9 protein-coding genes are annotated in these 12252 nt (G+C 53.7%); all 9 read left to right on the top strand.

The genetic code is table 11. The features are described from left to right. Positions 1-2: 2 nt before the first annotated feature. The 9 genes from SH573x_RS17890 (at position 3) to SH573x_RS17850 (ending at position 12226) form a co-directional block, all read left to right on the top strand. A complete protein-coding gene (locus tag SH573x_RS17890) occupies positions 3-488 on the top strand; it encodes a hypothetical protein (RefSeq protein ID WP_479349042.1) in 486 nt (161 codons plus the stop codon). 6 nt (positions 489-494) lie between these two features. After that, positions 495-1220, top strand: coding sequence for a hypothetical protein (locus SH573x_RS17885; RefSeq protein WP_479349041.1), 726 nt, complete (start codon positions 495-497; stop codon positions 1218-1220). A gap of 82 nt (positions 1221-1302) precedes the next feature. Continuing rightward, positions 1303-1770: a hypothetical protein gene (locus SH573x_RS17880; protein ID WP_479349040.1), complete on the top strand. Its 468-nt coding sequence runs from the start codon at positions 1303-1305 to the stop codon at positions 1768-1770. A gap of 292 nt (positions 1771-2062) precedes the next feature. Next, positions 2063-2482 carry a hypothetical protein gene (locus SH573x_RS17875; protein WP_479349039.1) on the top strand — a complete coding sequence of 140 codons (420 nt, stop codon included), beginning with the start codon at positions 2063-2065 and terminating at the stop codon, positions 2480-2482. Further along, a complete protein-coding gene (locus SH573x_RS17870; protein ID WP_479349038.1) occupies positions 2482-6132 on the top strand; it encodes a phage tail tape measure protein in 3651 nt (1216 codons plus the stop codon). Before SH573x_RS17875 ends, SH573x_RS17870 begins: the two co-directional genes overlap by 1 nt. 67 nt (positions 6133-6199) lie before the next feature. Beyond that, positions 6200-6733: a hypothetical protein gene (locus SH573x_RS17865; protein ID WP_479349037.1), complete on the top strand. Its 534-nt coding sequence runs from the start codon at positions 6200-6202 to the stop codon at positions 6731-6733. A 77-nt stretch (positions 6734-6810) separates the two neighbouring features. After that, positions 6811-9108, top strand: a complete 2298-nt coding sequence (locus SH573x_RS17860; RefSeq protein WP_479349036.1) for a LamG-like jellyroll fold domain-containing protein — start codon at positions 6811-6813, stop codon at positions 9106-9108. Beyond that, a complete protein-coding gene (locus SH573x_RS17855; RefSeq protein ID WP_479349035.1) occupies positions 9108-9506 on the top strand; it encodes a hypothetical protein in 399 nt (132 codons plus the stop codon). Before SH573x_RS17860 ends, SH573x_RS17855 begins: the two co-directional genes overlap by 1 nt. Beyond that, the gene (locus SH573x_RS17850) at positions 9503-12226 is read left to right on the top strand and encodes a hypothetical protein (RefSeq protein ID WP_479349034.1); all 2724 of its coding nucleotides are present in this window, start codon (positions 9503-9505) and stop codon (positions 12224-12226) included. Before SH573x_RS17855 ends, SH573x_RS17850 begins: the two co-directional genes overlap by 4 nt. Positions 12227-12252: the final 26 nt, after the last annotated feature.

Raw genomic sequence — 12252 nt, 5'->3', positions numbered from 1 at the left:
CCATGGCTAATGCCAATTGGACAAAGTGGCTTCACGCTTCGGTAGCGTCCTACCTCAAAGCTGTTGCCCGAAGCATTCCAGTCGCATCGCTTGTCGAAGGCATCGAGGATCGAGACAAGCAATTCCAGCAAGCTGGCGACCGTGTGGAAATCCGATTCAACGGACCATACACAACCAACCCATCGAGCGGTTATTACATCGCGAAGATCGGCATCAATATCCTCGTGACGAGCAACATGGGCGGCGACAAAAAGAATGTCTACTCCCTGGATGAACTGCTCGGCAAGTTTCACGAAGCACTCGATCAACCCATCCCGGTCTACAAGCTTGGCACCGACGTAAACGCCCCAGGGTATCACCTTGGATGTTTGGATCAAGTCAAAGACAAGCTGGGCATCCGTGTGCTTCACTTCGGGCAGATCGACCCAAATGACTGTGTGCGTCAAGGCATGGTGTCTGCCAATTACCAAATCGAATTAAAGGGTTAGTGCCTTATGGCAAAGATCGAACTCCGCAAAGCAAAGATTCTGATGCGTGACGGCTTGGCTGGTACGGCAGCTGTGAACAACGTTGCTGGCTACACCGCTGGTGCAGTCACCATGTTGTACGACACCTGCGTGGTCAACACCGTTGCTGGTGACGAACTGGTTGTTGGTGCTCGCTTCACCGTCGCTGGTGAAACTGCACAGACCGTTCACACGATCACCACTGCGTCCGACACGAGCATCACCTTCACGCCTGCTCTGACTACTGGCACTGTCGCTGACGGTGCTGTGATCACTGTGTTGCCCCGACAGATCGAAATCAAGATCGGTGACGGCAACTTGAACTACACGGAAGCCAAGACGTATGAGTACGAATTGGATCGTGGCACGCTCGACACCGTCAAGGAAGGCGACGACGTTCCTGTCAGCATCACGCTCGCATTCGTTTACGAATTCGTGAAGACGGGCACGGCAGAAATGATCACGCCTGTTGACGCGCTCAAGGGCATCGGTGGTGCATCTGATTGGATCAGTGCATCGGACGACAAGTGTGAACCTTACGCAGTTGACTTGGTTGTCGAATACGTCCCATCGTGTTCTGGCACCGTGGTTGAATCCGAAGTCACGACCTTCGAAGACTTCCGCTATGACCAACTCCAGTTCGACCTGGAAGCTGCTCAGATCAGCGTGACCGGTCGCTCGAACCGCACGGAAGCAACCATCACTCGCGAGTAATCGCGACTCGAAAGATATGCAGCCCATCGCCCTGGCAACAGGGCGATGGTTTCTTTCTCCATCCAACACAAGAGACATCAACGTGAAGATCGCAGGACAACAAATCAATGGCGTGAACGAAGACATTCTCGTTCTTCCACGCAAGCCACAGCCAATCGTTTTCAAGGGACGAGCAGTCAAAGACTTCGATGTCTTTGATGCACTTCGGCCAGTACCCAAACCACCGGGTGTTCTGACCAAGCAAGGCTTCAAGCCTGACCCTGAAGACCAAGGCTATCTCGCACAGATGGCTGACCATGCCCTGTCTCGAATGGGCTACATGGTCATTCTCACTCTCGAACCATCGCAGATCGAATGGGACACCGTCAAAGCAGACGACCCAACGACTTGGATCAACTGGGCTGATGACTTCGCCAACGCAGGGCTAACCGGTGTTGAGCAGCAACGCATCCTCAATTTCGTTCTCGAAGTCAACGCACTTGACGAGAAGAAACTGGAGCAAGCCCGCGCGGATTTTCTACGTGGTCTGGATCAGGCTCAAGACAGCTAGTCATTCCTTCGTACCGGACTGGTCTCTTCGCGATCTGGTCCGCTTGTGCTCGCTTCGGCGTAAAGCCTCCCGGTGTGAAAGACCGCTGGGAGGATTGCGACGTTGACACGCAAGCAAAGCTTCTCGCGTACAACCAGCTGGCAGAGCATGACGCATTCGAACAGCAAGTAAAGCTGGCCGGTGCCAAGCTTATGTAAGGTGTCGCATGCTCAAAGTAAAAGCCAAACTCCAGGCCCCTCTGTTCGATCTACGTGCTTACAAACTCGCACTTGAACAACTAGCGAGAGAGACTATGTCCCTCGCCATGTTTGAGTACGTGGTGACTGCGACTGAGATCATTCCTGTTTGGAGTGGTGCATCGCAAGCAACTCTTACTGAGCTAGCAAGTCTCGCTGGCACGCCCCTTACGATCACTCCCTCAATAACTGCGTTCGACGACCGAGCATTCGGCGCAACGCGCGGCGATGCTTCGCTCGACATTGACGGGACGACAGGCAAGTTCGCATTCACGTACCAAACTGATTTGCCCTGGCTTGTCTACAACGAATACCACAACGCAAACGAACAGCCCGACGAAACTCTCTTCGGCAAGCTGAAGAACCCAGGACCCTATCACTTCCAAGACGCCACTGCCAAACGAGTGCGATCTGTCTTTCAAAGGTTCCGTGGTCCGGACCTGAACAGGTACATCAAGATTAAGAAGGTTAAGTGATGGCAGACAGGATCGAACAACAGTTCTTGATCGATGCAGCCGCAGCTATTCAAACGCTGAATGCTCTCGATCAAAGCTTCGTGAAATTTGAACAACGACTGAACAGTGTCGCCCAGTCCGTTACCAACTTCAACAATGGAGTTAAGAACGGAGCTGGAGCAGTCACAAGTTACAAGAACCAAGTGCAAGCAGCTGCAAACGCACTGGGTAAAGCAACACAAGGAACAAACAATCTAGCCAACAGTGGCAGCAGGCTATCCGGATTCAATGGGCACTTAGGTGCCATCGTCAACAACCTGAACGAAATGTACGACCGGGCAAAGAAGTTCAGCCTCACGGTTGAAACGCTTTCTCGTGTTGCACTGACACAAGCACTGGTTCGCAGCTACAACTTCGTGCGAGACGCCCTGGCTGACGCAACTCGACAAGCTGCTGAATTCCAGAAGCAAGTCGCATTGATCGGTACGATTGCCGGTGGTGTTGAAAACGGACGGATCGCTGACTCAGTCAAAGACATTACGCGAGAATTCAACATCCCTGTGCTCGAAGCAGCCGCAGGGCTGTACGGTGCTTTGAGTAACCAAGTTGGTGACTTCGGGCAAACGCTTGAGTTTACCAGCGAAGCAGCCAAGTTCGCCAGGGCGACCAACTCTTCGTTGGCTGACTCGGTCGACTTGCTCTCTGCTGTGTTGAACTCGTATGGGCTAACAGCTTCCGACACGAACCGTGTGTCCAGCATCCTGTTCACGACGATTGATGAAAGCCGCGCGACAGCATCTGAGTTAGGTAACTCGTTCGGTCGAGTGCTCCCCTCTGCAACGCAGCTGGGTGTCAGCCTCGAAGAAGTATCGGCATTGCTGTCCAGCGTGTCGGTTCAAGGCTTGAATAGTGCCGAATCGTTGACACGAGTCAACGCGTTGTTCACCACCTTGATCAAGCCATCTGAAGCACTGAAGGAAGTCTACAAAGACTTAGGTGTTGCCAGTGGCGAACTGGGTGTCCGTCAATTCGGTCTGATCGGGTTCTTGGATAAGGTAATCGAGAAGGGTGGCGAGTCGTCAGCTGAGCTGGCCAAGCTTGCTCCTAACATCCGTGGTTTCGGTGGTATTGAAGGTGCGTTGTCCAAAGGCACTGAAGCTTTTACGAAGCTTGTTGACAAGGCCAAGGAAGCCGGTCGAGACGGCTTGATTGACAAGAAGTACGCACAGGCTACCAAGACCAACGCTGAGATCATCAACAACGCGCTGAGCGACGGACGGCTCAAGTTCTTGGAGTACGGTAACTTCATTGTTAACGAGACTGCAAGGATGATTGAAAACTTCAACTCGCTGGGTAAGAGCGTACCGCTGCTGAGTGTAGCGTTTGACTTGTTTACCAACACGCTTGCCACAACCGGCGTGACGCTGGCCACTACAGCAGTTGGCATCTTCGGTGTTGCTAACGCAGTCAAAGCATTCCAGTTTGTGTTTGCGGGTAACCCAGCACTTCAGATTGCGGCACTCGCTGGTGCAGCTGCGGGTTTGTCGGTAACGCTTATCCAACTACGGCGAGACGCTGAAGTTGCTAAGAACCTGAAAGGCTTCGTCGATCAGCAGGAAGAAAACAAGAACAAGCTGAAAGAGATCAACAAGGCGACAGCCGAAGACTTCGAACGTAACTTCCAAGCGATCAAGACAACAATCGCTAGTGCTCTCGGCACTGGTACCAAATCATTCCGTGATGAGTACCGAACAACCATCGAAGGCATCGTTCGCCAGAACACTGTTCTGAATGATAGTGCTGAATTGGCTGTTGGTCGAATCATTGACGCACGTCGTAAGTATATCTCGGAGCTGTCCAAGACTGCTTCGGATGCAACTGAGCAAGTTGAATCGGCTCAACGTCGAATCGCCAACCTGCAACAAGGTAAGTCTGATCGTGTGTTCGACGCAAGCTTGAGTGGCCTGGGCGATGCAGCCCAAGTGCTGAAGCTGACGCAACGAGCATCGGAGCTGGCGAGTAAGGCTGCGGCCGATCTCGAAAAGGCAGCTGCGACTGGGACACAAGAACAAATCGATCTCGCGCTGGCTCAGTTTGACCGGGCTCAGAAAGCCGGTGACGAAGCAGCCAGCATCGCTAAGCGAACTGGCAATCGAGCACTGGAAGCACAAATTGCCCAGCAGCTGAACAACATTGCAAACCGCCAGATCAATGCTGAGCAAACGTTGATCGACCTGCAACTGAAGCGAAAGAAAGTTGCTGACGAAGAGCGACGTAATCAGGAAGTGATCCTCAGGAACCTTGAGCGTCAAGCCAAGATCGTTGTGGAGAACGCTGGACAGTTTGACGACAAAGGCAATCGGTTCTCGAAGGAAGAGCAGGCTGCTCGAAACAATCGACGCAACCTTGCACTCAATGAGTTGATCGGTGCCAAGTTCAAGCAAGGCGACTTCAAGCTTGCTGACGTGTTGGGTCTCGCGAAGTTCACGGCTGAGTTTAAGCAAGACTTGAGTCAAGGTGCAACCGATCTGCAAAACCAGTTGTCCAAGGGTGACCTGGGACTGTCTGATCAGATCACGAAGTCGCTTGAGAAGTTCAATGCTTCTCCGGTGGTTCAGTCGCTCAAGAAAGCCATCGCGGATCAAGGTGGTCTGCTGACAGCTAACGAACTAGTGACGCCAGAGCAACTTGAAACGCTTGCATCAAACCTTGAAGCAGTGACCAAGAAAACTCTAGGTGGTGTGCAAACTGTCACCAACTCAGATCAGGTTGTTAAGAACAGTCGCCAAGAATTGGAGACGTTGCTAGCACAACTTGAGTCTCGGAAGAACAGCCTTGGAATTGGAAGTTTGTCTCCCGGTGCATCAGGTGTTCGAAACGCATTCGACGAAGCTGGTAGTCAGCTTCGTGCATTCGCACAAGACGGCCAGTTCACGACGGAAGAGATCGACAAGATCAAGGAGTCGATGAAACTGCTCGAATCGCAAGTCAACACGTTCAAAGACTCGATGGGTTGGTTCACTCAGTCAGACTACTCGTCTTACTTCCTTCCGGATGAATCACTGTTGATCAACGCTCTTGGGGAGATTCAAGCAATTGTTGATACACAGAAGCTGATCAGGGACACACAGTCTGAGACTGGCGTCAGCAACCCACAAGAGAGTTTGAAGCAAGTCGAAACACTGCTGAAGAACATTCAGACTTCAGTACCAGTCCAAGAGACTGGAGCAGTGTCGACCAATCTTCAGACATCGGTCGGGTGGGCTGACCAACTAGCTCAGAGCACACGCAACGCTGCAACAGCAATGCAAGACTTCGTCAACGCTGCGGCACAAGTCTCGTCTGGTGGTGGCACAACCAATCAACAGTTCGGCACTGCGATGCTCAGCTACTTCAACGCCGGTGGTCAAGCACGAGGCACAGACACGATCAACGCAATGCTGGCTCGCGGAGAGTCAGTTGTCAACGCTCGAAGTTCTCAACGGTTCTTCAGTCAAATTCAAGCGATGAATGCGGGACAAATTCCTGTGTTCCGCGCACAAGCTGGTGCAGTAACCAACGTCGGTGACATCAACGTCACCTTACAAGGTGGCGGCACAAGCGGTCAATCAGCTCGCGCAATCGCGGGTGAGCTGCGTCGTGAACTCCGTCGTGGAACATCACGGCTGTAACAAACAACTTGTCGGTGGGTCTGGACGACGGTCTGGACCCACCTTACTAACCTGAAGGGTAGATACGATGAAACAATTGAATCTCAAGGGTCGCTACACTGTTGAACACATCCGCAAGGGTGCATTCATTCACACGGAAGAGTTTCCTAACTTGATTACCAACGAAGGTAAGAACAAGTTGCTCGACGTGATGTTCCATGGTGTGACCGCAATCGGAACGTGGTATCTCGGTCTGATCGACGTGACCGGCTACTCGGCATTGGCAGCTGGCGACGTGTACGCACAGATCAACGGCACCAACGGCTGGGATGAATTCGAAGACTACACCGATCCAGCCAACAGCGACTCGGGCACGACCCGGCCGCAGTGGACCGAAGGTACTGCTGCTTCACAGTCGATCACCAACGGCACCGTCGTAAGCTTCGACATCAATGCTGCTGGCACAGTGAAGGGTATCTTCCTGGCTGGTGGTGCCAACGCTCAAACGAAGGCTAACGCAACCAACGGCAACACGCTGTGGTCGGCAGCCTTGTTCAGTGGTGGTGACCGTGTTGTAGCCGATGGCGACGTGCTGAAAGTAACCTACACCGTCAGTGCGTAGTCTCGCGCTGGTGTCTCAACGGCGAGTGGGGTGCTGCAACCCGGCTCGCCAGTTTCAATTAGCGACGAGGTAGCACAATGGCCAATTCATACAATGAACTGTTCGGTGTGGGCTCCCACACTGAAGACGCCTCTCTTGCTGTCCTCCTAAAACTCCAAGAGACAACCGGCACGCTCGCAGCTGACAGCTCGACGAATGGAAACAACGGTACGATCACAGGCATGGGTGTGAACCCAATCACTGCCACTGGTCCCACCGGCTGGCTTCCTAGTGCATTTGATTTCGATGGCACCAATGACTACGTCGACCTGGGCTCACTCGGGCTCTCTGGCGATGATCACACGGTGCTCTTGTTTGCAAGACGATCCTCTGACCCGGCCGCAAGCGGCGAACAATCCGGTTTCGGCCGTTTCGGTGAAGCTGCTGCCAACGGTGGTGCATCGCACTATCCGTGGACCGATGGAACGATCTACTGTGCTGCTCTGCGTGGTAATGGGAGCGGAAGCAACAGCCGTGAAACGGTTGGCGACCCAACTCCATCGCTGACAAGCTGGCGTAAGGTGTGTATCAAGTCGACCACCGGCACCAACGGATGGCGATTCCGGCTCGATGGATCAACGCTGTTCAGTGACACAGGCTTGGCAGCCTTGTACATGGGTGGCGAACACTGGCTTGGACGCAGTACCGACAACGCTGTCAGCTACTGGTTCCATGGACAGATGGCTCACTTCGCACACTTCACTCGTGTGCTGAGCGACGACGAAGAGGCTGAAGCACTCAGTGGTCCCGAACCGCTGAACCTTACACCACCGACCGGTGACATGTCTGCGAGCACCAACTTCTCCGGCAACGTCGGAACGTGGGATAGCCAAGACAACGGCACTGTAGTTTGCGAGTGGGAAGTTCGTGATGCGGATGATGACTCTGTTATCGAAAGCGGTACGGCTGCGAGTGGCGAAGACATCGACGCTACTGGCGTTTACACTGGTGATTACTATCTGTGGGTTCGAGCTAGCAACGATGGTGGCTATGACTCGGCAGAAGATCGACAGACTGCAAACTTCTCCGCTGACGGTACGACGAGCGTCTTTGTCAGCATCACTGAATCGCTGTCGCTGACCGATACAGCTCCAGTCAACTGTACGACATCGCTGCAAGTCACCGACTCGATTGATTTGACGGACATCGCTGAGATCAGCGTAACACGAACAACAGTCCAAGAGGACTTGACTCTAAGTGAAGTAGCAACGGCTAGCGGCGACGTTAACCTAAGCATCACTGAGACGATCACGCTGAGTGAGAAGTTCGAACTGTCTGTCCCAAGTGACGCAAGTGAATCACTGTCCTTTAGTGATGAAGCTAGTGCGACTGTTCACCCAAGTTACCATGAGTCAGTCGCCGATACTTTGTCACTGACGCACAGTGCGTCGAACACGATTGCAACAGGCAACCTTGACGTTACAAAAGTCGAGAACCTGGCTGTCAGCGATTTGGCATCTTGCTTCATCGATCACTACGTTGATCAAAACGAGTTGCTGACCACCACTGACACGCATGTGAATCCTGATGCGCTTGAAATCACGACGGTACAAACTGGTCTTCGAGACTCAGTTAAGATGCCTCGCGAGATCATCGAATCGGTCGCTGATCACATCGCACTGTCTGAGACTCGAACCAACTGGGTCCTAGGTGGTGGCGGCATTGTTGAAAGCGTCACCGATACCCTGTCGCTTGACGACAGTGGTCAACGTTCGATTACAGCAAGCCCGAAAGACTCACTGGCGACAACCGACTTGGCAGCTGCCTTCATCGCTTACAAGGCGAGTGACAAGCTGACGCTGAGCGACACAGCAACCGCACTGCTGGAAGCTGGCGTGTCGATCTCTGAGATCCTGTCTCTGAAGACGACAATCGCTAGCGTGCTGATCGGACAATCGTGTCCGCTCAAGTTCGAGTACGACATTTCGCAAGCCGGGGTCTACCCGGTTGCATCGGGAGTCACTGGCTTCCGACTGCGATTCCCGTCGACCAGCCACACAAGCGAAGTGCAGCTGCGAGCACCAAACCTTGGCAACAAGGATCGTGTGTCATTGCAGCGAATCAATCGCGTGACTCGTGGTGGTGACCTGATCGTCTTCGCTGACCCGATCTGGCCGAAGGTTGAAACGATGGTGATGTCCTTCTCCGCACTGAAGCGAGAGACGGCAGTTGTGCTGCAAGACTTCATGCAGCTGTCGCTGGGCGATGAGATCGCTCTGTTCGACTGGGAGGATCGAGAATGGCGTGGAGTCATCATTGAAGTGACTGACCCCATCGTCGAAGATCGGCCGAACAGCTACTCGGCTTCATTCATGTTTGAGGGGAGCAAGGTTTAATGTTCCAGATCGACGCACCTGTACCTGCAATCGAGCGGACTGTGGTTATGCCCAGTCCGCTGTTTTCCGACACTGAAGCACTCACTTCAACCGTGACACCCAAGCGAGCAATCAGCGGCACGCTTTACACCTACGTGAAGAGACAAACACGCAGGAAGCTGCAATGGACGTTACGACTGACCAGGGGCAAAGCCTTGGAGCTGCGAGCGTTCCTGACTGAGTATGCAGCAAACAAAGTACGCATCACTGATCACCGTGGTGATGTCTGGGTTGGATGGCTTACCAACAACCCATTTGAATTCGACACAACCAAACGATCTGTCTCTGGTCGCGGACCAGCTGGCACGCGAGACGAGCAACAGGTCATTACCTTAGAATTTGAGGGAGAGAAGCAGTGAGGCAAGTATCAACGAACGGCTTGGCAAAGCTGACGAAGAAACTTGGCACCGAACCGATCTCGATCATTGAAGTTGATTGGGGCACCGGTGGTCCCGTCAGCTACGCTGACCGACAGGTTGGCGGCATCGCAGGTAAGATTTTGGAAGTGGGCACGCTCGACAACGTGGTCGACGTGACGAACAACTCATCGTCGCAGCAGATCGCTCTGAAGCTGGACGACACCGATGGCTCGATCAAATCAATCATCGACACGCAAGACATTCACCAAAAGAATGTTCGAGTGTATCAGCACTTTGATGGGCTCGATGTTTCAGATAAGTTCCTAGTGTTTGCTGGCAAGATCAGCAGCCCGATTGTCTGGTCCGAAGCTGACCGTACTCTGTCCTTCACTGTGATCAATCAGTTGGAAGACTTGGAGTTTGGATTTAGTCCCGAGGAAGGCGAGATCCTAGGGCTCCCAGCTGACTTGATCGGCAAGCCCTGGCCGGTGATCTTTGGTACATGCCTTGACGTTCCTGCGGTTCAGATCGGCCGCGCGGTATCTGGTTCAACCTTGTGTGGTGTCGGTGTCCTGGCTGGTGAGCAGGCACATTTGGCAACACCGCTCGGTGAGACTAGCTGCGGTCAAGGCTTGTCGCTACTGGCTGCGAATGCTCGTGTGAGTGTGAAGAGCATTGCAGCAGCCCTGTGGCGAAGTATTGGTAACTTCACTCACTCGGAGAAGCTGACTCGCGAAGCAAGCGACATCCAGGCCGGTATGGCATCGGCATCTGGTGGTCGACAACTTCAAGAGCAGTGTGCTTTGCAGAAACGCAAGGACACGATTGATGAAGCGAAGGAAAAGGGTTTGGGCTGCAATCCGCTTCGGATTGTGGGTGGTGAAGACTTCCCTCAGAACAGAGTGATCACGATCAACGTGGATGGAATCCTGTTGACTGGTTCGATGTCTGGGCAAGACTTCTCGATCCTCTCGCGGCGACATCCGGAAAGCGATGCTAGGGTTGCTGCAACGCAGCAAGAAATCGCGACCGGCATTTGCCGTCAGCCCGCACCCATTTACCCGTTCGATGAGAGTGAGACGGTTCCACAAGGCTTGGGACAAAATCGAGGCAGCACAGTCTCGATACGTGGTTTCGGCATTTGCATTGACGTGCAGGAAGCCACGTTCCCAGCCGTGGACCAAGTTCTCGAACACAAGTTCGCAGAAGCTGGTTCTCGCGTGACGATTGAAGACGGCGAAGTCATTGGCTATGTTGCTTCGATCACACCTATCGAAGTGCTCGACGTGAAAGCACGCAAGCGATTCGAAGGCGAAGAGCGATTGGTGTCTGTGCCACGAAGCTACTACCGGGTTGTCACTCGTGACTTCGGTACGTTTGTGGCAACGCTGATCCTGATGAACAAGCCACTTAGCAGCCGCACCGATGAAGGCTGGAGCGACGAAATCTTCTTCACTGCCAAGTCGAGCATTGGACCCAACACGGTTGACATCCTTGAGTGGATTGTGACTCACTACACAGACCTTGACTTAGACACAACGACCTTCAACGCAGTAAAGACATCGCTCGCACCGTTCCCTTCGCACTTCGCAGTGCTCGACCGAAGCAACACGCTCGATCTGATCCGACAGATTGCATTCGAAGCACGTTGTGCAGTGTGGGTCAACAATGGAAAGTTCTACCTAAAGTACCTGCCTCTTGAGCCAGCGTCTGATATGACCATCACGGTCAGCGACATCGAACTGGGCACCGTGGAAGTATCCACTGTCGAGACTGAGTCGCTTGTGACCAAGATGAATATCGAGTACACGATCAGCTACGCAGAGGACCCGAAGAAGATCATCCTGCGTAACAACGTGGGACGATACGGCACCAAGGAAGAACAGTTCGATTGGTTGATCTACACAAACGCTGACGTGGTTTACCATGCTGCTACGTTCTGGATGATCCGGCTGTCGACATCGTGGAAGCGGATTAACTTCCGAGGCTTCCTACCGCTCTTGCAACTTGAAACCTTCGACACTGTGACGCTTGACGTTCCCGGCTATGTCGCCAGTGGACCAATTAAGGCTGTGGTCGAGAAGGCTGACTATGACTCGGCATCCAACTCGGTTTCGGTGCAATGTCTGGTCCCGGTTGTGTCCGGCGCGATGATCGAACACCCGCTGTTCTGGCCAGCTGCCAAGACCACGACCTTCCCAACCCAGTTCGACCAACCGGGCGGCAGTGGTGGTGGCTCCCTGGCTTCCGGCGACCTACCCCTTGGCACGCTCTCAGACCTCTTGGGAGCCCCTGTCTTTGTGGGTGGACCAAACGTCCAGTTCAAGTCTCAGAGCGACCGTGGAGCGACGAGACCGGGCGACGTAGGCTTCCAGGCGGGCACCGTAGTGGTCGAGTCGACGTTTGCGGACGTGGACTCAACGCCAGTGCCCCGGCTGAACCTGAAGCTGAACACGCTTGGTCCGGCCGCACCGTTCATCCCGTCCGGTGGTGGAGCTGCCCCGTCTGTGATCGACATCGCGACAACCATCGTGATCGACAGTCGCAGCCCAGGCTCGAATGCTCGCCTGTCCTCCGTGGTCAAGAACATTGAAGGTGGTCAGCTGGTGCTGGACACGCAAGCCAAGTTCGGTGGTGGTGGAGGTACTGCGCCCTTTGAATTCAGAATCGACCCGGCGACCGGCAAGTACATTGCTGGTGCTGCGTTCCTACGTGACTAACCGCTGGTATGTGACCCGGCAGGCAG

The sequence above is a fragment of the Rania fehmarnensis genome (assembly GCF_056494185.1).
Note: the sequence above shows the minus strand (reverse complement) of the source record. Positions and strands in the feature narration are given on the sequence as shown.

What these genes read in the sequence shown, in the direction of transcription:
- SH573x_RS17875 (WP_479349039.1), top strand. Translation starts at nt 2,063, where the DNA reads ATGTCCCTCGCCATGTTTGAGTACGTGGTGACTGCGACTGAGATCATT.
- SH573x_RS17890 (WP_479349042.1), top strand. Translation starts at nt 3, where the DNA reads ATGGCTAATGCCAATTGGACAAAGTGGCTTCACGCTTCGGTAGCGTCC.
- SH573x_RS17860 (WP_479349036.1), top strand. Translation starts at nt 6,811, where the DNA reads ATGGCCAATTCATACAATGAACTGTTCGGTGTGGGCTCCCACACTGAA.
- SH573x_RS17870 (WP_479349038.1), top strand. Translation starts at nt 2,482, where the DNA reads ATGGCAGACAGGATCGAACAACAGTTCTTGATCGATGCAGCCGCAGCT.
- SH573x_RS17855 (WP_479349035.1), top strand. Translation starts at nt 9,108, where the DNA reads ATGTTCCAGATCGACGCACCTGTACCTGCAATCGAGCGGACTGTGGTT.
- SH573x_RS17865 (WP_479349037.1), top strand. Translation starts at nt 6,200, where the DNA reads ATGAAACAATTGAATCTCAAGGGTCGCTACACTGTTGAACACATCCGC.
- SH573x_RS17885 (WP_479349041.1), top strand. Translation starts at nt 495, where the DNA reads ATGGCAAAGATCGAACTCCGCAAAGCAAAGATTCTGATGCGTGACGGC.